Source organism: Acetobacter sp. DsW_063, assembly GCF_002153745.1.
GTDB lineage: Bacteria > Pseudomonadota > Alphaproteobacteria > Acetobacterales > Acetobacteraceae > Acetobacter.
In genome coordinates this window covers 1-21,162 of record NZ_JOPL01000112.1, presented here as the reverse complement: position 1 = coordinate 21,162, position 21,162 = coordinate 1, and the positions used below count along the sequence as shown (strand labels likewise).

24 protein-coding genes and 1 tRNA gene are annotated in these 21,162 nt (G+C 62.0%); 12 read left to right on the top strand and 13 right to left on the bottom strand.

What is annotated here, in order from left to right; all coding sequences use genetic code 11:
- Positions 1 to 32: 32 nt before the first annotated feature.
- The 7 genes from HK28_RS12660 to HK28_RS12630 all read right to left on the bottom strand — a co-directional run bounded on the left by HK28_RS12660 (position 33) and on the right by HK28_RS12630 (position 6,781).
- Entirely contained in the window at positions 33 to 1,616 is a 1,584-nt protein-coding gene (locus tag HK28_RS12660) for an efflux transporter outer membrane subunit (protein ID WP_233140531.1), read from the bottom strand.
- A 13-nt stretch (positions 1,617 to 1,629) separates the two neighbouring features.
- Positions 1,630 to 2,541, bottom strand: coding sequence for an HlyD family secretion protein (locus HK28_RS12655; protein ID WP_086644904.1), 912 nt, complete (start codon positions 2,539 to 2,541; stop codon positions 1,630 to 1,632).
- A gap of 37 nt (positions 2,542 to 2,578) precedes the next feature.
- Complete coding sequence (locus HK28_RS12650) at positions 2,579 to 2,773, bottom strand: DUF1656 domain-containing protein (protein WP_026399248.1); 195 nt, start codon at positions 2,771 to 2,773, stop codon at positions 2,579 to 2,581.
- Positions 2,773 to 5,019 carry an FUSC family protein gene (locus tag HK28_RS12645; protein ID WP_086644903.1) on the bottom strand — a complete coding sequence of 749 codons (2,247 nt, stop codon included), beginning with the start codon at positions 5,017 to 5,019 and terminating at the stop codon, positions 2,773 to 2,775. The genes HK28_RS12650 and HK28_RS12645 overlap by 1 nt, the downstream gene beginning before the upstream one ends.
- Entirely contained in the window at positions 5,016 to 5,558 is a 543-nt protein-coding gene (locus tag HK28_RS12640) for a MarR family winged helix-turn-helix transcriptional regulator (RefSeq protein WP_198945888.1), read from the bottom strand. The genes HK28_RS12645 and HK28_RS12640 overlap by 4 nt, the downstream gene beginning before the upstream one ends.
- Positions 5,559 to 5,884: 326 nt before the next feature.
- A complete protein-coding gene (locus tag HK28_RS12635; protein WP_086644901.1) occupies positions 5,885 to 6,313 on the bottom strand; it encodes a hypothetical protein in 429 nt (142 codons plus the stop codon).
- Between the two features lie 186 nt (positions 6,314 to 6,499).
- Positions 6,500 to 6,781, bottom strand: coding sequence for a DUF883 family protein (locus HK28_RS12630; RefSeq protein WP_086644900.1), 282 nt, complete (start codon positions 6,779 to 6,781; stop codon positions 6,500 to 6,502).
- Positions 6,782 to 6,863: 82 nt separating this feature from the next.
- Here HK28_RS12630 and HK28_RS12625 point away from each other — a divergent pair, with 82 nt between their 5' ends.
- The 11 genes from HK28_RS12625 (at position 6,864) to HK28_RS12580 (ending at position 14,425) form a co-directional block, all read left to right on the top strand.
- Positions 6,864 to 8,009 carry an ABC transporter ATP-binding protein gene (locus tag HK28_RS12625; protein ID WP_086644899.1) on the top strand — a complete coding sequence of 382 codons (1,146 nt, stop codon included), beginning with the start codon at positions 6,864 to 6,866 and terminating at the stop codon, positions 8,007 to 8,009.
- 42 nt (positions 8,010 to 8,051) lie between these two features.
- Positions 8,052 to 9,167 carry an extracellular solute-binding protein gene (locus HK28_RS12620; RefSeq protein WP_143217422.1) on the top strand — a complete coding sequence of 372 codons (1,116 nt, stop codon included), beginning with the start codon at positions 8,052 to 8,054 and terminating at the stop codon, positions 9,165 to 9,167.
- Positions 9,149 to 9,631 (top strand): hypothetical protein, encoded by a 483-nt coding sequence (locus tag HK28_RS12615; protein WP_086644897.1) that lies wholly within the window; start codon positions 9,149 to 9,151, stop codon positions 9,629 to 9,631. The genes HK28_RS12620 and HK28_RS12615 overlap by 19 nt, the downstream gene beginning before the upstream one ends.
- Before the next feature lie 288 nt (positions 9,632 to 9,919).
- On the top strand, positions 9,920 to 10,432 hold the full coding sequence (locus tag HK28_RS12610; protein ID WP_086644896.1) for a YcgN family cysteine cluster protein: 513 nt from the start codon (positions 9,920 to 9,922) through the stop codon (positions 10,430 to 10,432).
- Positions 10,429 to 11,256 (top strand): M48 family metallopeptidase, encoded by an 828-nt coding sequence (locus HK28_RS12605; RefSeq protein WP_233140530.1) that lies wholly within the window; start codon positions 10,429 to 10,431, stop codon positions 11,254 to 11,256. Before HK28_RS12610 ends, HK28_RS12605 begins: the two co-directional genes overlap by 4 nt.
- Positions 11,257 to 11,327: 71 nt before the next feature.
- Positions 11,328 to 11,413, top strand: a tRNA-Leu gene (locus tag HK28_RS12600).
- Between the two features lie 161 nt (positions 11,414 to 11,574).
- Positions 11,575 to 11,715 carry a hypothetical protein gene (locus HK28_RS14065; RefSeq protein WP_158093469.1) on the top strand — a complete coding sequence of 47 codons (141 nt, stop codon included), beginning with the start codon at positions 11,575 to 11,577 and terminating at the stop codon, positions 11,713 to 11,715.
- The gene (locus HK28_RS12595) at positions 11,712 to 12,242 is read left to right on the top strand and encodes a hypothetical protein (protein WP_086644895.1); all 531 of its coding nucleotides are present in this window, start codon (positions 11,712 to 11,714) and stop codon (positions 12,240 to 12,242) included. Before HK28_RS14065 ends, HK28_RS12595 begins: the two co-directional genes overlap by 4 nt.
- A gap of 18 nt (positions 12,243 to 12,260) precedes the next feature.
- On the top strand, positions 12,261 to 12,998 hold the full coding sequence (locus tag HK28_RS12590) for a tyrosine-type recombinase/integrase (protein ID WP_143217421.1): 738 nt from the start codon (positions 12,261 to 12,263) through the stop codon (positions 12,996 to 12,998).
- A 110-nt stretch (positions 12,999 to 13,108) separates the two neighbouring features.
- Complete coding sequence (locus HK28_RS12585; RefSeq protein WP_143217420.1) at positions 13,109 to 13,879, top strand: hypothetical protein; 771 nt, start codon at positions 13,109 to 13,111, stop codon at positions 13,877 to 13,879.
- A 60-nt stretch (positions 13,880 to 13,939) separates the two neighbouring features.
- Positions 13,940 to 14,425, top strand: a complete 486-nt coding sequence (locus HK28_RS12580; RefSeq protein WP_086644892.1) for a hypothetical protein — start codon at positions 13,940 to 13,942, stop codon at positions 14,423 to 14,425.
- A 101-nt stretch (positions 14,426 to 14,526) separates the two neighbouring features.
- Here HK28_RS12580 and HK28_RS12575 read toward each other — a convergent pair whose 3' ends face one another.
- Genes HK28_RS12575 through HK28_RS12550 form a run of 6 tightly spaced genes read right to left on the bottom strand, consistent with a single transcriptional unit; the run spans position 14,527 to position 19,853 of the window.
- Entirely contained in the window at positions 14,527 to 15,348 is an 822-nt protein-coding gene (locus tag HK28_RS12575; RefSeq protein WP_086644891.1) for an SDR family oxidoreductase, read from the bottom strand.
- A gap of 5 nt (positions 15,349 to 15,353) precedes the next feature.
- Entirely contained in the window at positions 15,354 to 16,361 is a 1,008-nt protein-coding gene (locus HK28_RS12570; protein ID WP_086644890.1) for an aldo/keto reductase, read from the bottom strand.
- Between the two features lie 19 nt (positions 16,362 to 16,380).
- Positions 16,381 to 16,977 carry an NAD(P)H-binding protein gene (locus HK28_RS12565; RefSeq protein ID WP_086644889.1) on the bottom strand — a complete coding sequence of 199 codons (597 nt, stop codon included), beginning with the start codon at positions 16,975 to 16,977 and terminating at the stop codon, positions 16,381 to 16,383.
- A 10-nt stretch (positions 16,978 to 16,987) separates the two neighbouring features.
- Positions 16,988 to 17,971 (bottom strand): aldo/keto reductase, encoded by a 984-nt coding sequence (locus HK28_RS12560; RefSeq protein WP_086644888.1) that lies wholly within the window; start codon positions 17,969 to 17,971, stop codon positions 16,988 to 16,990.
- Positions 17,972 to 17,987: 16 nt separating this feature from the next.
- On the bottom strand, positions 17,988 to 18,977 hold the full coding sequence (locus tag HK28_RS12555; RefSeq protein WP_086644887.1) for an aldo/keto reductase: 990 nt from the start codon (positions 18,975 to 18,977) through the stop codon (positions 17,988 to 17,990).
- A gap of 42 nt (positions 18,978 to 19,019) precedes the next feature.
- The gene (locus HK28_RS12550) at positions 19,020 to 19,853 is read right to left on the bottom strand and encodes an SDR family oxidoreductase (RefSeq protein ID WP_086644886.1); all 834 of its coding nucleotides are present in this window, start codon (positions 19,851 to 19,853) and stop codon (positions 19,020 to 19,022) included.
- Between the two features lie 121 nt (positions 19,854 to 19,974).
- Between HK28_RS12550 and HK28_RS12545 the strand changes: the two genes are divergently transcribed.
- Positions 19,975 to 20,874: a LysR family transcriptional regulator gene (locus tag HK28_RS12545; protein ID WP_086644885.1), complete on the top strand. Its 900-nt coding sequence runs from the start codon at positions 19,975 to 19,977 to the stop codon at positions 20,872 to 20,874.
- The last annotated feature ends 288 nt before the right edge of the window (positions 20,875 to 21,162 follow it).

Below are 21,162 nucleotides of genomic sequence, written 5' to 3'. Positions count from 1 at the left end.
TCAGCGCGTCAGCGCGTCAGCGCGTCAGCGCGTCAGCGCGTCAGCGCGCGCGCCAGCACGTTCTGCGTTTCAAGTGAAACCGGCAACGTCGTGTTCGTCAGCGGGACGCCCCGCCAGCCCGCTCCAATCGCCGAGTAGAGATTCACCGCGTCGCGCAAACGCTCAAGCCTGGAGAGAGCCTCCATGTTTTGCGCGTTCAGCGTCGTGCGCTCGGTCGTCAGCACGTCAAGAAAGCCGATCAGACCTGCTCCATACAGTTTGCGGGCCCTGTCCCGCGCCAAGGCGCTGTCTTCTGACGCCCGGTGCAGTTCTTCGGCGTATTCGGCGTCGTCATGCCATGCGGCCATCGCGTCCTCGACTTCCTTGAAGCCGTTGAGGACGGTCTGGCGATAATGCAGGCGCGCAGCCTCGGCTTCCGCCTGCGCCGAGCGCACAGCCGCCGTATACTTGCCGCCATGAATGATCGGCAGGCTCGCCATCATCAGGAATTGCCAGCTCATGGCGTTGACCTGAAACGCCTGATAAGCAGCCGAAGCGTTCGGATTGAACGTCAACGGAATGGCGAAATGCGGATAGAGATCGGCGACCGCAACCCCGATCTGCGCGGTGGCGACAGCGTATTGACGCTCCGCCTCACGAATGTCGGGTCGATTGGCTATGACGATCGACGGCATCGTCGCGGGGAAACCCGGCACGGTCGGCAGGGGGCGCGGATCTTTCAACTCCGCCTCCAGCGCGCCGGGCATTTCTCCGATCAGCACGGAGATCGCGTGCGACACCTGCGAGACGCGAGTACGCAGCGGCTCCCGCGCGGCGAGCTGGGAGTCAAGTTCAGCCTGAGCCTGCGCGATCTGAAGGGTGTTTCCCACGCCCTGCAAGTATAGACGGTTCGTCAGGTCGAGGCCGTCTTGCGCAACTCGGATATTGTCAGTGGCGATCTTGATCTGAAGCTGCGTTACGCGCAGCAGCATGTAATCGTTGACGAGATTGGAAAGCAGCGTCATCAGCAGAGCCCGCCGCCCTTCGATCGTCGCTTCTACAGCATGCTCCTGCGCCTCGACGCTGCGGCGGATGCGCCCGAATACGTCGATTTCCCAACTTGCGCTCGCGCCGTAGGTCAACAGAGACGCTTCGGGTCGATTCTGAGGGTTACCCGGACGAATAGGCCAGTTGTCGATATTCAGTGAATACCTGGTGTCGCCGCCGCCCGCGTTGGCGTCGACCTGCGGGTACCAGGCGGACGCCGCTTTGTCGCGCATAGCGCGTTCTGACAGTATTCTTTCGCCCGCGATCCGCAGGTCATAGTTCCCCTGTATCGCAGAGGCGACCAGCCGATCGAGCAGCGGATCGTTGAACAGCGCCCACCACTGCGTCATCTCACGGTTGGTGCGTTCTATCTCCTCCTGCGTTGCAGGATGCTCGGACACGGCTTCCGTAAAGCCTGCCGGAACTTTCATCCTGTCCGGCTGAAAGTTCGGCCCAACCGTACACCCCGCCAGCAGAAACGCCGCAGAAAGGCCCGTCGCGAGCCTGCGCCGGATGACTGCGCTGACGGAGCTTAGCCTCTGATCCGCCACTGCTCGCAGGTTAGTCGTCGGAATATCGTTGTTCATCATCGTCGGCATCAGCTCACAGATGGTCCTGGAGCCAGGTGGAGAGCTTGCCTCTCCGACTGCGCGATTCAGGGCCAACGGTGATCGTAGCGGTCATGCCCGCCGCCAGCGTGATTTCCGGCGGCGTGGAATCCAGATGAATGCGAACCGGGATACGCTGGGCGAGACGAACCCATGTGAAGATCGGGTTGACGTCCTGCAGTCCCAGACGGTCCGGCGTTCCGTTGGCGTCGTTGATGCCGCGCGCGATGGAGACGACGTGCCCGGGAATGATCTGCTTGTAGCCCATGAGTTTCACGCGGGCGACATCGCCGACATGCACGCCCCACATCTTCGTTTCTTCGAAATAACCATAGACCCAGTAAGAGTCGGAATCGATCACCGCCAGCCTTGCCTGCCCGGCGCTGGCGTAATCGCCGACACGCAGATTCAGGTTGGTGACGTAACCGTTCACGGGCGAATACAGGACCGAACGTTGCAGGTTCAGCTTTGCGACATCGAGCGCGGCACGCGCAGCGTCGACGGCCGCCGCCTGCGTCGCGACGTTCGAATTGAATACTTCCTGCTCTTCAGCCGACACGATGCCAGACAGCCCCATGCGGCGACGCGCGTCGTTCTGCCGGAGCTTCAGATCCTCCAGCGCGCCATCCAGCCGCGCCTGGGCCTCGCGGATCGCAAGCCGGAACCGGACGGGATCTAGGACGTAAAGCGGGTCTCCCTTATGGACGAACTGGTTATCCACGACGGGAACCTGAACCACCGTGCCCGAGACTTCGGGAGCCACGTCCACGACATAAACGCGGACACGACCGTCACGCGTCCATGGCGCGATCATGTATGTGTTCCACAAGGTGATTCCCAGAACGACGGCCAGCGCCACGACCGCCAGGGTCAGGAACACGCGGATCAGGGTGCGAAGCAACGACATCTCTGGGTCTCTAAACCTTAACTGCGGAAGAATTCGTTCAGACGTACAAGATCAACAGGCAAAGAATACAGACGTAGAGCGCCACCTCGAACAAAGCGAGGTGCCAGAACCAGCGCATGAGACCGGTCCACCACAACAACGATCTGACAAGCATCGTGACCGGCAACGCCGCCAGTGCGTAGACGACGATCGGCGCCATAAACACGCCGAACAGGTTGAACTCGGTCAGCATCAGGCTGCTCTCGCATAGTGCGAAGTGGCTAATCGCAAGTCAGCGTGCGCGCGCGGATGGTCGGCAGCCTGTTGCATTGGACCATTCTTATGAAAGAAACCGGGAGCCACGTCGACAAGTTGTGCGATCTGCAAAAGACAGGCTGCCATGCGTCGGGCGGATCCCATACTTTCGGCTCCCTGCCCTGCCTCAACCAGAAGCCGCTGCGCCTGCCGCCGCAACGTTAACGAGACGTTCAGGGGATCCTGTCGCAGCGCGCGCATGGCCAGAAGCGCCTCCTGCACCGGTTGCGTCTGAACGCCGACGGCTTCCGGCGCATTCATCAGCCTCCGCAGTCTGGCCACCACGCGCCCGATGGAAACCGCAGTCAAAGCTGCGTCCGTGACGTGGAAAACGCGCGCGGACGTCTCGACGAGCGAAAGGCGCTGCGCAATCCGGAGCACGCGCTGCATCTGCGTCTGCTCCCACCCGACCCAGTCCAGAGGTCGGTTCAGGGGCCGCATCGCGATGCCCTCCACGGCGCGACACAGGCCGACGCTCAGGCGCCCTGCCTCCAATCGCTGGTTCGTGGGAAGCACAACCCGGAACACCAGAAGGATTGCGACCACTCCGACAAAATACGCCAGCCAGCCGTTCAGCAGGCTGAGGTCGTTGAAACGAATCGGGTTCTGCACCTGACACATGCTGCTGCAGAACACGGCGTAACCGAAACCCCGCAAGGCGTATCGCGGGTGGAACTGAATCCAGATTCCGGGAAGCAGACAAATGAATAGCGAGAGCCACACCATCACAAAGCCATCGACGCGCGGCAACAGCACCGCCTGAAACACGTAGCTGGCCGGTATCGCAAGCAGAGTGCCGGAGCCAAGCATGGCTGCGGCGGCCGTTGCGGATGACGCTGTGGCCAGAAGGCAGGACGCGGCAATGACGTAGATGAGCATGTTCGGCCCTGCGTCCCACCGCAGCACGTACCAGCTCAGACCCGCGAGCAACGTGACCAGAACGCCACGAGATCCGTTACGAATCGCAGTGGACCATTCCAGCAGCGCCGCCAGGCGCACGCGGCGCTCCCGCCATACCCTGTCGGACAAGTTCAGCACGACGCGTCGAAGTTGCTCGACGATGTCGCGCTCGCTGTCGAGCGCCGCCAACCCTTCAAGATCCCGCGCCTCGCACGCCAAAGCGTCCAGTCGTGTCATCGCATCATCCAGCAGCCTGCGGACGGCGGCGCTCTCGGCGTGCAACAGCTCCTTGCCAGGCATGGCGCACAGCGCGCGCATGAGTTCCGCCGATATCGCGCGCGCCTGATGGACAAGATGCTGATCAGTGTTCGCCAAAGCCCGCCAGGACGCATGATGGGCGCTCAACATGCCCAGCAGTCTGGCCACGCCTTCCTGCAAGGCTCTGGCGCGACGTCCGATTTCGTAATCGCCCGACGACGCATATTCGATCGTCTCGATCATCGCGTTGCATTGCGAGAGCAAACGCGCCCGCGCGCCGTACGCGCTCATATCCATTTCACGAAACATAAAGTCGCGCGACGCGCCATCCTGCGCCGATGCGTCGCCCCCGGCGTCCGGCGGAGGAGCCAGATGGACAAACTGTCCCAGCACCTCTCGTAGAAGACGATCTATTCGCTCCCGGAGATTGTCCGGACCGGTCGGCGTGGTCAAACGGAACACGACGGCCGTGCTGACGATTCCGATCAAGACGACGGAGACGCGCGTCATCGCCCCCATGAAGATTCGATCCGGGTTGGAAAAGGCGCCAGACGCAATGATGATGATCGTATAGCCGGACAGAACCGCCGCGTAGGCACGAAAGAAACGCAACAACGTTGCGACGAAACATGCGATGCCGATAACGACGGAGAGCCCGGCGAAAAACAGTAACGGCTGCTGAGGAAAAATCGCCATCAACCCCACGCCGAGGACTGCGCCGATCAGTGTCCCGACGATACGCCAGACGCTTTTGGACACCAGCGCGCCAGGCGAGGGATTCGCAACGATCAGCACCGTGGTCGCGGCCGATAAAGGCTGCCCCAACTGAACGAAGGCGGCGAACCACAACGCCAACCCTATCGAGAGCCCGACGCGAACGCTGTAGAGCACCGTCGGGGTTAAAGCCGCCAGTTCCTGCCGCCAGTCCGATCGCAATACCCCAAACCAGCGACGGAACGGGACTACCTTTCCAGCTTCGCGCCATGGTCGAGCCGTTACGCATGAGGCTGACGCGCGGCCAGTCATCGCGCCCCCCGCGTCGAGCGGCCGCCGGGTGCGGCGTTTTCATTGCGTCGGTTCGTTGTCGTCCCGCTCTCCTCGAGCGCGCGCTTTTCCCGCGCGTCATGAACAGCCCCAAGAACCTGTCCAAAAACCGAGAGGCAATCCTGAAGCGCCTGCGTCGAAGCGCCCTCAAGCAAGCGGGCGCCCACGCCGTCGACCGCGTCTCGCACGCGATCGGCCATGTTCGCGCCTGCTTTGGTGAGCGTCACATGTTTTGATCGGCGATCCTCGCCATCGACATCCCGGGTTATGAGGCCTGTCTTTTCCAGCACGTCGAGCACGCGGGCCAGCGACGGAGCCTCCACCGACAGCGCCTGGGCGAGATCCGTCTGGCGCACCGGAGGCGGAAGCTGACCGAGATAATACAACGGCCGCCACTGCGCGTCCGTGAGGTTATAACTCCGAAGATCGCGATCGACCTCCCGCCGCCATGCGGTTGCGATCCGCGACAGTTGCTGTCCGAACTCCCGGCGCATCAATTTTTCCGCGTCCGCGTTGCTCATGGCCCTGAATGTTCCGCACATGGGATCACAATAGAAAGCTCGCTAATAGTTCGTGTGCTAACTATTTTAGCCATGCCAAAGGACGCGGCGCTGCGCAATCTCTTTCATGCATGATACCTATGTTAATCATGCGCATCACGATAAAATTGAGCCGGTGAATGCACAGTCGAGGGATGGAGCAAGGCTTGTTGCGGCGCTCATCCCGCCGCGTTTCGACACACGCCATGCGGCTGCCTGACGTTCACGAAACACGTAAAAGCCAAAAAAAAGCGGGCCAATGGCCCGCTTTGCTCATCGACCCAATGCGGCCGATCGTTCCGTATCCGTTACCGCCCGCGACGTCGCGAGACCAGCCCCCAGATCGAACGTCCGGCGAAACGAGCGACGGGGCCTGTAACGGTCGCCCCCATAGCCGTCAGCGTCGCAGTCTGGCGCAATTCGTTCAACGCACGGTCACGCTTCATCCGCGCCTCTACTTCCGCTGGCAGGAGATAGGAACGACGTCCGAGGAAGATGAAAAACAGCGCCAGAAACACGTCGACGCCAAACACTGCCGCAGGTGCGCCAACCGGTCCGAAACCGAACTTGAACAGGAAAATCGCCCACAGCAGGGCATGGCCGGTGATCAGCGAAAAAAAGCCAAGAACCGCGCCGACAAGCAAAAGCGCCACCTGCCGACCGAGGCGCATGGCCTTCTGTTGAAGGAGCTGCCCCTCCGCCTGCATGGCGGACTTGCCGACTTCAAAGATGCGCATGTGTTCCGGATGTCCTCGCGTCAGACCGGCAGGACAATTCCGCCGGAGTTCCTGGTTTCCGATGACGTTCCGGGAGCGTCAGCGTGATCTCCGGCGCAATCGACCGTGCGTCTGGCTGGCCATGACGACGACGTTCGACGCAGGAAACCCGTGCGCGAACGCCGCCCGGTTGTCGATGCCCGGACCTTAGCGCGAGAGGCGCCCCAGGACAAACCCCACAACAGCTGAAATCCCGATGGACAACAGGGGCTGAGTGCTGACCTGAGTCGCGACGCTCTTCTTCTGCGTCTGCGCGATATCCTTGACGTTAGCCGCAGCGGAGGTCGCCGCGTCACTGAGTTTCGGCAAAATATGCTGCTGCACGAACTGTTCCAGCTGAGCCTTCACCGTTTCGAGATCGTCACGCGCGGAGGACGCGGCGGCCTCAAGAGCGCTCTCGGCATCCTTTCTGATTTTCTCGGCGGACATTCCAACCTGACCCCTATCGTTACGCGAACCCGACCCGTGCGGGCTCCTGCTGGGCTTAACTCCGGCGAGGCGCTGTGGTTCCATGCACGCCATGATCTCCCCGCATACCGTAACTGAGCTGAAAGCGCCCCACGACAACCCGACGCTAGTTCTTGAAGGGCTCGTCTGCTCGTCTGGCGGCCCGCGCCTCGACCTCGCACTACGTGCCGGCGAATGCGTCGCCCTGCTTGACCTCGACGACGGTTCGCAGGGACTTGCGCCTCTCGCGGATACGCTGGCGGGACATGTCTCTCCCGTTGCCGGGCGGATCGTTGTGAACGGCGCCGACGTCACCTTCGACGAGATTGGACGACGAGGAGTCGCCACCGTTGGACGCCGCGATCCGTTGTTTCCCCCACTTACCGCCCGGGAAAACGTCGCCTTCCCGGCTCGCGCTCGTGGGGCTTCGGCAAAGGAAGCAAGCAGAAGCGCGAGCGAATGGCTCGCTCTGCTCGGTCTGGAGCGCGTCGCGGACAAGCGCCCAGAGACGCTGGGCGCAGGCGAACGTATCCGCACCGCCATCGCCCGCGCGCTTGCATCCGAACCTTCGGTGCTTGTGCTGGACGATATCTTCGTTGGGCTGGATGGCGAGACGCGGCGAGACCTCCATCACCGCCTTGCCCGGCTGCGCCTTGCGCGCGGGCTGACGCTCCTTCTGATCACGCGCGACCGGGCGGACGCTTTGGCCGGAGCCAACCGCATAGGCGTGGTCGCCGAGGGTTCGCTGCTGCAACTCGCCGACGCTGGCACGCTCATCGAACGCCCGCATTGCGCACGCGTCGCCACGGCGATGGGGGACGCGAATGTCCTGATCGGCCTGATCCTGTCTCTCGACGACGACGCCGCGCAGGTCAGGCTCGCTGCAGGCGGAGTGGCGGACGCCATGGCCGATCCGGATCTGCGGGAAGGCGATCTGGTCGAACTTTGCGTTCGACCAGCGCAAATCGCGCCTATGTTTCCGCGTGGCGCGATGCGGGACGACGACGAAGGACTGCTGGCGACGCTGCAGGATGTTACGCATCTGGGCGATGTGCTGCGCCTTCGTTTTCGACTTGAGGACGGCGCGGACGTGATCGTTCATCGTCCGCCCGGTTCCCTTCCGCCCGGCGTCGTGGCAGGACGTCCCGCGCGCCTCGCCTGGAGGCCGGGAGGCGCGTTGGTCTTCCCGTCCACGACGAAACAGCGCTAATCTGCCCGTTCCGCGTTCTTTCCAAGGTTTCCTTTGTCCGGTTTGAAGAACCCTGCCCGTTCACGCGTCACTGTACCCCGACGCGCGGCGACCTCCGCTCTCGCCATGCTGGCGCTGTTCGTCGGTCACGCGGGCGACGCCGCTTCTCGCGCGCGGCAACCGCATCTTGTGGTCGCAACGCTGCCGGGAGAACTGAAGGCTGCACAGGCTGAGGCGCTGTGGCGACCATTCACGCGCGAAACCAGAACCGTCGTCGACGTCGTGACCTGGGATGGCACGCTCTCGCAGCTCCGGCAGAGGCTTCGAGCACGCAAGCACGACTGGTCATTGGCGCTGATAGAAGACACCACACTCTCCGTCGGGTGTGGTCAGGGGCTTTTCCTTCGTACAGATGCCTCCGCTCGCAACAAGACGGCTAACGCAAGCGACGGCTGCGGCGTTCACGCGCTTTCGGTGGATCTGGCGTTGACATGGGACGCTTCGAAGCTCCAGACCGCGCCCACATGGGCCGATTTCTGGGATGTCGCGCGTCATCCTGGCAAGCGTGGTCTGCGATGTGATCCGCGCGGCACTCTGGAAGCCGCGCTGCTATCCGACGGCGTCCCTCCAGGCGACATCTACGCGACTCTCGCCACATCAGAGGGGGTCGAGCGAGCTTTCAAGCGCCTCAGCCAGTTGCGGCCTTATATCGTGTGGTGGAGCACGCCAGAGGAAGCTGCGCGCATCCTCACCTCCGGGGCTGCGCTGATGGGCACTGCGCCGACGGCCGAAATTCTGGCCGCGAACGCACGATCGAAATCCGGCCCATTCGGCATTCTCTGGTCTCCCCGACTTCGGGTCGATTACGATTGGGTCATACCCGCAGGCTCGGGAACGAATACGAATCAGGGCAAGACTCTTGAGGACTGGGCCACGGCGCCAGAGCAGTTTCAGGCAATGGCGATTCGCTACCCTAGCGCCCCCCTTCCCTCAGACCCCGCGACCGCGTCAGGGTCTTCACGCAAGAGCGGCGACCAATCGAGCGGAACAAAGGACGTCGCTCCCGGAACCGCGCTGGCCAACGACACTCCGCCGCCGCTCCCAATCAGTTCTGTGTTCTGGCGCGATCATCTTCCCGCCATCGAAACGCGCTTCGATCAATGGCTGGCGGAACGCTGAACCGGAAGGGCGTCTTTTCCTTGGGCCACTCCGCGCTTTTTTTCGCCGTCCATCTCGGAGCCACAGCTCTTTCGGCACTCCTGTTCAGCACGCTGTGGCTTGTTGCGCCGGGGCGCCAGCGGGTAGCGACCGGGCTGCTCGCGCTTTGGATTCCTGCGCTGATTCTCGCCTGTATGACGCCGGGCTGGCTGCGCGAGGCCCATGTACCAGCCGAGACGGCCATTGGATCACTGGTACAGGGCGCGTGCATCAGTCTGGTTGCGGCGCTGCCATCTCTTACTGTACTGGCGCGCGCGCCGGGAGACCTCACTCGGACAGCGCGCGGACTGGGCGCCGATTGGCGGGCTCGGGCACTCCTGCTGTGGCTGCCGTTGTTGCGCGGCCGACTGCTGTTCGGGCTGGGCGTCATTCTCGTGCTTTCCGCGGCTCTTGCTGCAATAGACCTTCGGCGCGTCGTTTCCTGAGGCCGATGCGGACCCTGAGCACTTCGGGCCAGTCAGCAGACCGAGCGAGCGTATAGGTCCAGCACCTCAATAAACGTGGCTTCAAGAAAGCGCATGATGGGGATTAACGCGGCAGGCTCGACGGCCTCGATGATCCGCCTGCACGCAATAAGCCGCGCCATATACTTCACAAGGCCCGAGTAACCGGCCTGCTCTCGGCATGCAGACCTTGGCGCGCCGCTAAGTTGATCGCTGTTGTCAAAACCGAAACTCTTTCTACCCGCCTTTGAAAAAGGCTATCATACCGCCATGACTGAAGCGCCCCCGTTCTGGATAGCCAAGAGATTGCAAGACATGACTCCCAACGAGTGGGAGTCGCTTTGCGATGGATGCGGCCGCTGCTGCCTGCACAAGCTGCGGGATGAAGATGATGAATCGCTGCACTTCACTTCCGTCGCTTGCCGTCTGCTGGATTTGAAGACATGCCAGTGTACAGAATACAAGACGCGAAGACGTAAGGTGCCGGATTGCGTGACGTTAACCCCGGACATGCTTGGTGATATCGACTGGCTTCCGCCGACCTGCGCTTACCGCCTGTTGGCCGACGGGAGTCCTCTGCCCGAATGGCACCCGCTGGTCAGCGGGCGCGCTGAAAGCGTCGTCGAAGCGGGCGTGTCTGCGTCAGGGCGCTGTATCAGCGAACGAGAAGCTGTGGAGTTCGAACGTTACATTGTGAAGTGGCCCGGCGAAAACCCCACGGCCGGGGCGCAAAACAAAGCGCACGGCAACCAGCGAAACTCGAACGGAAGAAACCGCCTGTGAGCCCGTCGCGTCGTCCGGATGATCGGAACGGCGCGCACTCTGGCACCGCGCTGTCGCAGCGCGAAGCGATGCCGACCATTCCCTCTCCGTCGTCGCAAAGCGTCGCCGACATCGTCGCTACCCAGCAATTAATGCTGCCGGGTGGCCCGGTCGGCGTCCGTTTACGCCGCTCCGACCGGGCTCGCCGGATCTCACTGCGCCTCGATCCGCGCGGCGGTGGGGTTGTGCTGACGCTTCCCGCTACGACACGACTGGAAACTGGCGTTGCGATGTTACGCGATCATGCCGGCTGGGTGCAGCGGCAACTGGAGCGTACCGCCGCTCCTGTACGTTTTGAAGTAGGCTCCCTCGTTCCTATCGATGGCGAACCGCATCTCATCCGACACGATCCCGAAGGGCGCGGCGGGGCATGGCTGGAGGAGGGCGAACTTCACGTTAGCGGCGATCTGGCGTTCCTTCAGAGGCGGGTTTCGGACTTCATGCGGCAGATCGGGGGGCAGCGCCTGTCGCTTCGCCTTAGCGAACACGCGGTGCGCACCGGCCTTTCTCCGCGGCGCGTAGCCATTCGCGACACGTCGAGCCGCTGGGGAAGCTGTTCCGCCGACGGGCGTGTGATGCTGTCCTGGCGGCTCGTCATGGCGCCGACGATGGCTCAGGATTACGTCATCCTCCACGAACTCGCCCATTTGCGACATCTCAATCACAGTCAGGCCTTCTGGACTCTGGTGGACACTCTGACCCCATACCGTCGTCAGGCCGAGAATTGGTTGCGAGCCCGCGGGCCGTCCCTCATGCGAGCAGGTTCGGGGTCAGAGGCGAAATAAAACGCGCATCATCAGCAGCATCGCCTCATTCACGCCGACGATTACGCGTGCTAGAAGGCCTTCGCCCCCGCGCGAGCTTGGCGGAATGGTAGACGCACGAGACTTAAAATCTCGAGTTCGTAAGAACGTGCGGGTTCGAGTCCCGCAGCTCGCACCATCAACCAATTGAAATATAACGGTAAAACGAGAATCTGACGGGTCTGCGGGATATTCCCGTTTGTCTTCCCGGACCGGGAAACGCAGAGTAGGCTCGTGGCCCGCGAACGGGCAGCAGCCCTTTACGCCCGGACCGGGGCCGTTTTCGAGAAGGCGAGATCAATGGAGAACGACCTGTCCCACGAGGACCTGATGGCGATGCTCGGTGAGCAGCGCCGGATCATCTGCGAGCAGGAGGCACTTCTCGATCTTGCCGATGATGCCTTCCAGGCTGAAAAACGCGCCAGGCCGATCACGCCATGACCCTGATGGACCAGGTGCAGAAGGAAGGCGCTTTCATCTCTTTCGCTACGGACTCACTCAAGGCACTGGAAACCCGGCTTCAAAGCATGATGCAGAAAGTCTTTACAGACAGCGCCGTGAGCAAAACAGAAAAAGACATGCTGCGCGAGCAGATCAGGAGCCTCTCCACCCTGATTGTCGATCTGAGCAAACATCGCCCCGCTGGTTTGACGAAAGCACCAGCCGGAAGCCCGGTTGAGGGTGAACAGCCCAAAGCCCGCAAGCCAGCCTCCCCGCCCCTGTCTGTCATGGCGGAGAAATTTGTCTTCGCTGACAGGAACAAGAGCGAGGATACGAGGAGGGCCACACGCAAGACAGTGGCCCTGTTTATTGAAGCCTTCGGCGACATGCCCGTGAAACAGATCACGGGCACGGTTGCTGGTGAGTTCTTCGAGCTGCTCTCTGATCTCCCGGCAACACATGGCAAGGGACGCTCGGGACTTGCCATCCGGGACGCCGTTGCCCAGGCCCGCGAGCGCGGGCAGTAAACGGTTAGCGGGAAGACGGTGAAAAACCATTTCTCCCGCCTGTCTGCCCTGTGGATGCATCTTGTGCAACGCGACCTGGCAGACCGGAATCCATGGGCCGGGTGGGATTTCAACATCACAAAAAAGATCGTGCGCCGGGGCTGGACGGATGATGAACTGGCGCTGCTGGCCCGCACACCATGGAAGGGCACATCCGTGTCTCATCGTTCCTGGGCGGGGATCATCAGCCTGGGCATGTTCACAGGGATGAGGCTGGGCGAGATCTGCACTCTCAGACGTCAGGACATCGAAACTGTCGACGGGGTTTCCTGCTTCAATGTCCGCCCGCATCCGGAAGACAGCTGGTCACCCAAGACAGCAGCGGGAACACGGATCATTCCCATCCACTCACACCTGCTCGCCATGCAGGGACCCGACCTGCTCAGGGATACCGGAGAGCACTACCTGTTCCCCGACCTCACGGTCTCATCGACGGGCGAGCGTGGTGACAATTTTGCGCGGGCTTTCTCGAAGCACAAGAAGCGGATCGGCATCCCGGAAGATGTGACGTTCCACTCCTACCGGCATACTGTTTCCACCAAGCTCAGAAATCAGGAAGCCCATATCCGCGAACTGTGGATTGATACCGTGCTCGGGCATGAGGCGTCCCACAAATCGCAAGGAACCATGAAATACACAAGCGGAATTGACGTTGCCAATCTTCAGCAAGTTATTGAAGCCCTGACCTATCCGCCCGAGTGCATTATGCCTTTCTGAAAGCCTTATGGTGACAGTCTTGTTTGCATAAACAGAAAGTTCGAAAATCATGCATCCGGACTGGTTATCCTGAGAGGGAGGTTATCCTGAGAGGGAGCCAGCAGTGCTCCATGGCTACCCGTTCCGGGTGCATGGCGCAGCTGGCAAGGCTGGAAGAAATCAGGCTGGGTCATGCGCTTGTCGCCGGACGCCACGACCGGGCGATTGCCAAAGCTCTTCGCAAAGAAGGCCATCGTCAGGAAGCGGAACAGGTCGAGGCCCTGATCCCACCCTCCGATAGCGCCAGACCACGCGCCGCCTACACGTCGCAGGCGAGGCGGATGGCAGATCGGCATGTTGATCTGGCTACCCGCAAAACACTGGTGGCAACCCTCTGGCCCCGATCCGACGGACTCACATCCTTCCGGGCGACGTTGGCGGAACATGGCCTGAGCATGCGCGAGGGCGACCGGAACGGGACACGACCGGGTGCGCATATCATCGAAACCGGCGATGGTGTCCTGGTCGGCAGTTTTACCCGGCTGACAAAGGTCAGGATGGCGGAGTTCCGGCAGCTGCTGGCAAACGAACAATCTCTAGCAAAAGCAAGGTCGAAACTGGATATCGGAAGCACCCGTGTCCCTGTCCGCATCACCTCCAAGGATTATCAGGCCGGGCTGGTACCGCGTCCCCGCTGTTCCTCTGCCAGAACCAGACCTGCCGCCCGCATCAGGCTTCCGCGCCTGGACAGGCAACTGGAGGAAGTCAGGCGCAGAAGGATGGAGGATGTGGACAGACCGTCTGTCCTGCCAGAGTCCCCTCGGGCGCCGCCTCTTCCGCTCATTCTGAGTGCGGAGGACAGTGCCATCCGTCGCAGGATCAGGGAACTTGTAAAAGAGTAGCAGGCCATTCTTGACCAGAAAGCCCCGGAAACGGGCTGGGCATCTCTCAAGAGGGAAGAAATGCTCGCGCAATGGCGAGAGGCACTCTCGCCCTGCCGGAAGCAGCTGCGCAGCAGCTTTACTTGTTATCGCCGTGCCAAAAAGGAATGGAAGCAGGCTGAAGAAAGCCGCTGGCAGCGCCTGACCGGACGGTCAGCGAAACTGGAGAAAGTCTGTCAGCAGCTTTTGCTTGAGTTTCTGGAAGTGCTGCGTTTTGTCATCAAGGGCCTCCTGCACATCGTCCGGCTGCGCTCGACGCCGCCAGACCCCGTCAGGCCTGTCCTGACAGAACGGGAAAGAACATTTCTTGAGGGCTTTCGTGAGCAGCATGACGCAGAGTTCTCCGTCATGGCTGATCGGGCAAAACTCGAACCGTGGCTTGAAAACTGCTTTGACCGGCTGGTGCAGGGCAGAACAGACCGCATCCGGCGGTGGGACAGGGACCATCAGGCCGAAAAAGAGCAGCAAGGCAGGAGTTGGGGGAAAGCGGATAGTCTGTTATCATAAAGGTGTGGCCAATGCTGGACATTCCGATGCTGGACACTGAACGACCGCATTGTCGAATGGTCGCCGATCGCAAGTCCCGAGCTGGCGATTGATGAGCCGGATTATCCTTCTTGCCCGAACCAGTGAACGGCCGTAGTGCCGCCATCCACAAGAACGTCGCTTCCCGTGATGAACGCGCCGTCGGGGCCCATGAGAAGGGCGGCAACATTGGCGATCTCATCCGGTGTCGCCGCGCGACCAGCGATCGAGCTTTCGATCATCTTGCGATAGCCCCCGCCGCGCGGCCCCTTCAGTTCGTCATTGGCGAGCGGCGTGATCACGATACCCGGGCTGATTGCATTGATGCGTGCTCCGCGCCGCCCCCAGAGGACTGCCTCCGCCTGCACACGCAAGCCGTTCGCTCGCTTGGAAAGCTGATAGGCATGAAGCGTATCCTGGACCTCGCCGGGCTGCAGGAACGGAAGGTCGAGCAACGCTTCGACGGGCGTGGTGGCGAGTTGCCGATTCTGGTCGACCGTCAGCGGTCCCATCCTATGTCCCGACTGCGACGAGATGACGACACCGGCCCCGCCCTTGGCGATGACCTTGCCGAACTCTTCAAGCAGCAAGGCCGTGCCGTAGAGATCAACCTTGAGAACAGCCTCAATCGGAGCCTGTGACGGCGACACTCCGGCTGCCTGTATCAGGCCCGTCACGTCGCCCAGGCAGGTGGCAGTAGCGACCAGCGCCTCAACAGAGGCTCGCGAGGTGATGTCCACACTGGTGATGCGGGCGTCATAGCCCGCGTCACCCAGCACCTTCGCGGCAGACTCCGCGTTTTCCGGCTGCAGATCGGCCAGCAGCACGGTCTTGCCCGCACTGACACGCCGGGCGATAGCCTGGCCGATCGAGCCCGATCCGACAACGACGACAACTTCGCTCATGTGCCTTACTCCTTCTCGGGCGCATCGATGCCGGCCATGGCATTGGCGGCGGGCGTGTAGCGCTCCCCTTCCACTTCGAGCCCGGCGAGGGCCGTCTTGATCTTGGCGCGGTCCGCCTCCGTCAATTCGACCGTTGTCGCGCCGAGGTTCTCTTCCAACCGGTGCAGCTTCGTCGTGCCGGGAATGGGCACGATGTAGTCGCGCTGAGCTAGCAGCCAGGCGAGTGCGATCTGCGCCGGGGTTGCGTCCTTGTCCGCCGCGATCTGCTTCAACAGGTTTACGAAAGCTTCGTTCTTTGCCAGCGCCTCGGGCTGGAAGCGCGGAATGCTGGCGCGGAAGTCGTTCTTTTCGATCTTCGTATCTGCGGTCATCGCGCCCGTCAGGAAGCCCTTGCCGAGCGGGCTATACGGCACAAATCCGATGCCGAACTCGTCGCAGGCGTCCAGAATCCCGTTGGTCTCCGGCGCACGCCACCACAGCGAATATTCGTTCTGAACGGCGCTGACCGGCTGCACGGCATGGGCGCGGCGCAGCGTCCGCACGCCCGGCTCCGACAGGCCGAAAGCCTTCGCCTTGCCCTCGGCGATGAGGTCGCGGACGACGCCTGCAACGTCTTCGATCGGAACGGTCGGATCGACACGGTGCTGATAGATGAGATCGACCGTCTCGATGCCGAGCCGCTTGAGCGACCGTTCGACATGGCCACGGATATTCTCCGGGCGGCTCGATACACCGCGGTTCTCGGAGGTCTGCGGATCGATATCGAAACCGAATTTTGTGGCAATCACCACCTGATCGCGGATCGGGCGCAAGGCTTCGCCGACCATGTCCTCGTTGGTGAAGGGGCCGTAGATTTCTGCGGTGTCGAAGAAGGTCACACCGCGATCGGCCGCCTGACGGATGAGGGTGATGCCCTCCTCGCGGGTCAGGCGATGGCCGTAGCTGAAGTCGAGTCCCATGCAGCCGAAGCCAATCTCGCTCACAGCCAGCTTACCGAGCATACGTTGTTTCATGGTCGTTCCTTCCAGAAATTCAGTGTGTGCCGTGGACGCCGAGGCTTCCGCCGACGCCGTATCCGAGTTTGGTCACGAGCCGCACGATCAGATCGCTGACACTCTTGCGGGAGACCGTGTCCGAGGGGTTGGCGAAGGGCTCACCCTTGGCGGTCGTGCCATAGGCGATCTCATCGTCGTCATTAAGCCACGCGGGACGGATTACGGTGTAGTCGAGGCCAGAGCCTTCGACGATCGCCGCGCTGTCGCGATACGGATCGAGGATGCTGCGATAGCGTTGGCCCGGCACCTCGTCGTAGATCCCCATCGAACTGATGAAGATGAGCCGACGGACTCCTGCCGCCTTCATCGCCGCCACGATGGCTTGCGCCTGCCGGTCCATGTCACCTGCCAGATTGGCATAGACGATGTCCTGCCCGGCCATGGCCGCTTCGAGCGCAGCCTGATCGGTCGCATCCGCCTCGATGAGGCGGATGCGCGGATTGGACGCGAGCGCTGCGAGCCGACGCGCACGCCGCAGGTAAAGCGTCAGTGATGCATCCGTGCGCTCAAGGAGCAGTCGGGTGGCGACACGCGCGATCTCGCCGTGGGCGCCGATGATGAGAATGTTGGTCATCGCATGAGGCCTAGAGATACTGCTCCTTGCCGGTTCCACGCCCGCCCTGGATCGGAATGGAATCCGCCGCGTCGGCAAGATGGCGAAGCTCGGCCGCCGTCAGCTCGACATCAGCCGAGGCGATATTCTCCTCGAGCCGGTGCAGCTTGGTGGTTCCCGGGATGGGCACGATCGAGCTGTCCTGCGCCAGCAGCCACGCAAGCGCGATCTGCGCCGGGGTCAGACCCTTGGCCGCCGCCACTCCCGTCACCACGTCGACGAGCGCCTGGTTGGCCTGCATAGCCTCCGGCGTGAAACGCGGAAACCAGGAACGGACGTCATCCTTGCCGAAGCTCTGGCCGGCCTTGACGGTCCCGGTCAGGAAGCCCTGACCGAGCGGGCTCCAGGGCACGAAGCCGATGCCAAGTTCCCGGCATGTCGGCAGCACCTCGGCTTCGACATCTCTCGCCCAGAGCGAATATTCGCTCTGCAATGCCGTGACGCGCTGCTCTGCATGAGCACGGCGAATGGTTTGCGGACCAGCTTCGGAAAGGCCGAAATGCTTCACTTTGCCCTCCGCGATCAGATCCTTGACCGTGCCGGCGACGTCTTCGATCGGCGTCTCGGGATCGACGCGGTGCTGGTAGAGCAAGTCGATCACGTCGGTGCGCAACCGCTTCAGCGAGCCGTCAACCACTTGCCGGATATGCGCCGGCTTGCTGGTGAAGCCATTGCGCGCGCCGGTTGCTGGGTCGATGTCGAAACCGAATTTGGTGGCGATCACGACTTTGTCGCGCACCGGCGCCAAACCCTCGCCGACCAGTTCCTCGTTAACGAAGGGGCCGTAGGTTTCGGCGGTGTCGAAAAAGGTGACGCCGTGATCGACAGCATCGCGCAGCAAGCGGATCATCTCGGCCTTGTCGCCGGGCACGCCGTAATTGGCGCTCATACCCATGCAGCCGAGGCCGAGGGCGGATACGGTCAGGCCACCTCGGCCAAGTTCGCGCATCTTCATATCTATATCCTTTCGATCAACGATAGGACAGTTGCAGGATGGCCGCGGGCAGTCGTTCACCCTTGATGTCGATCGCCGCGAGCGCGCCCTCGATGGTCTCGAGATCATCGCCGGTCAGCACGACATCGGCCGCGCCCACATTCTCCTGCACCCGATCGAGCCGACGCGTTCCCGGAATCGGCACGATGAACGGCGCGCGGGCAAGCAACCAGCCAAGCGCGATCTGCGCCGGTGTGGCGTGTTTCTCGGTAGCGATGCGGTTGAGCAGATCGACGAGAGCCTGGTTTGCCGTGCGCGCCTCCGGCGTGAAGCGAGGCGATCCGGCGCGGAAGTCGCTGCTGTCGATCGGCGTCGAAGGATCGATCTTGCCGGTGAGGTAGCCGGCACCCAGCGGACTCCAGGGTACGAAGCCGATGCCAAGTTCGGCGCACAGCGGCAGCACTTCTGGCTCCGGCTCGCGCGTCCAGAGCGAATATTCGCTCTGGATCGCCGTCACGGGTTGCACCGCATGCGCCCGGCGAATGGTGCCCGCGGCCGCTTCGGACAAACCGAAATGCTTCACCTTGCCCTCCGCGATCAGATCCCTGACTGTTCCGGCGACGTCCTCGATCGGAACGGCGGGATCGACCCGGTGCTGGTAGAGCAGGTCGATGGTCTCGATGTTCAGGCGCTTGAGGCTGCCATCGACGACCTGCCGGACATGATCCGGGCGGCTGTTGACGCCCGCGCTGCGTTCGCCGGTGGCGGGATCGATGTTGAAGCCGAACTTGGTGGCGATCACCACCTGGTCGCGGAGGGGACGCAGCGCCTCGCCGACCAGTTCCTCATTGCTCCACGGACCATAGGCTTCGGCCGTATCGAAAAAAGTCACGCCGAGATCATGCGCGCCCCGGATGACGCGGATCGCCTCGGCATGATCCGGCGACGCGCCATAGGTGGAAGCGAAGCTCATCGTGCCGAACCCGATCTCGCTGACGGCGAGGCTACCCAGATTACGTTGTTTCATAAAACGGTCCTTCGAACATGGGGGGGCTCGGAGATTGGGCGATCAGCCCGGTGTGGGCAGTTTGCCCGCCCGCATCGCGGCGATGACGCCACCATCGATCAGCAGATCGCTCCCCGTGATGAAGCCGGCGTCCGGGCCGAGCAGGAAGCTTGCGGCGACCGCGATTTCCTCCGGCGGCGCCATGCGCTTTGACGGCGAGGCATCCACCATGGCGCGGTAGATATGGCCGATCTCCGAGTTCAGCTCGTGCGCTGCCAGCGGCGTGACGATGATCCCGGGACTGATCGCATTGACCCGGGCGCCGCGCTCGCCCCAGTGCATCGCCTCGGCCTGAACCCGAAGGATGTTGGCACGCTTGGCGATCATATAGGCGACCAGCGTGTTCGGGATCGCATCAGGCTGAAGGCACGGCAAGGCGAGCAGATCGTCGGCCGGGACATGTGCGAGCTGCTTTTCGTCTACCTCGGGAAGCTGGCGCATCATATGTCCTGCCATGCTGGAGATAATGAGGCCGGCACCGCCGCTGGCGATCACCTTGCCGAACTCCTCGAACACGACGGCCGATCCGTAAAGATCGACTTCAAGCACCTTCTCGACAGAAGCCATGTTGGGCGAGAGCCCTGCGGTGTTGATGACCTGCATGACCGGCCCCATTGCTGCCGCGGCTTGGGCCAGCGCCTGGACCGAAACGCGCGACGACACGTCAACTCGCTGGGTCGTCACATCGTAGCTGGCGTCACCCAGAACGGAGGCCGCCTTGGCGAGCGTGTCCTCGTTCCAATCGGCGAGCAGGATCGCCCTGCCGAAGCCCTGGCGACGCGCGATGGCCTCGCCGATGCCGCCAGTGCCAATAACAACAATCACGTCCTTGCTCATCACTCTGTCTCCTACCGGCTCATGCATGCCGCACAGCCACCATTCGGGAGAAAATATAGACGCGCGCCATTCGATCGATTAGACGCTAAGTTCTGCATGCGCTTATATCTGAGGCTTATCAATGAAACGCGAGGAACTCAGCGATCTGGCCGTGTTCCTGGCAGTGGCCGAGGCGCGCAGCTTCACCCGCGCGGCGGCAAAGCTCGGCACTTCGCAGTCCGCGATCAGCCAGATCGTCCGCCGATTGGAGGCAGGCATGGGAGTGAAACTCCTCACTCGCAACACGCGCAACGTCGCTCCGACTGAGGCCGGCGAGCAATTGGTTGCGACGCTGCGGCCAGCGTTCGACGACATTGACGCTCGACTTTCGGCGCTCAGCGCATTGCGCGAGCGACCGGCTGGAACTGTTCGGATTACTTCGAGCCGGCATGCGGCCCGGACTATCCTCTGGCCGGCCGTCGCAAAGCTCTTGAAGAATTATCCGGAGGTGACGGTGGAGATTTCCATCGACAGCCACCTCACCGACATCATCACCGATCGTTTCGATGGAGGCGTCCGGCTGGGGGAGCAACTCGCCAAGGACATGATCGCTGTCCCGATCGGACCGGACCTGCGCATGGCCGTTGTGGGTTCACCTGCCTATTTCGCCAAGCATGGCAGGCCTCGGACACCGCACGATCTGACCGCCCATGCCTGCATAAACATCCGTATGCAAACGAAGGGCGGTCTCTACAACTGGGAGTTCGGGCGAGATGGGCGAGATCTGAACGTCAGGGTGGAAGGGCCTCTGATCCTCAACGACATTCCGATGATCCTGACAGCGGCGACCGAAGGGATCGGGCTCGCTTGCGTGATGGAGGATCAGGTTTGCGCGTTGCTGAAGGAGGGCAAGCTCGAACGGGTGCTTGAGGATTGGTGTCCGCCCTTTTCCGGCTATCACCTCTATTATCCAGACCGGAGACAGCTTCCTCCGGCCTTTTCGTTGTTGATCAACACACTCAGATTCAGACGGGCAAGTTGAGGCTGCGTCGCCATCCATGGCAGCGAGTTCGAATTGGCATCCTGAGACCAGACTGTATACCCTCCACAATGCATGCGGGTCCGCAGCTTCCGGCGGGAACGGTCATTCGAGCTGTCCAACTTCGATGACGGCATGGTCCCAAACGCGGTCTATCGCGATTCACCTAAAAACGTCCGCTTTCGGACAGTCACCATCACCAAGTCAACGTCCGACATGCGAAAGCGGACCACCTGCTTACCAGGGTTTTGGCGATTTGATTGACGGTTGTTTGGGGAGTTTTTGATCTGC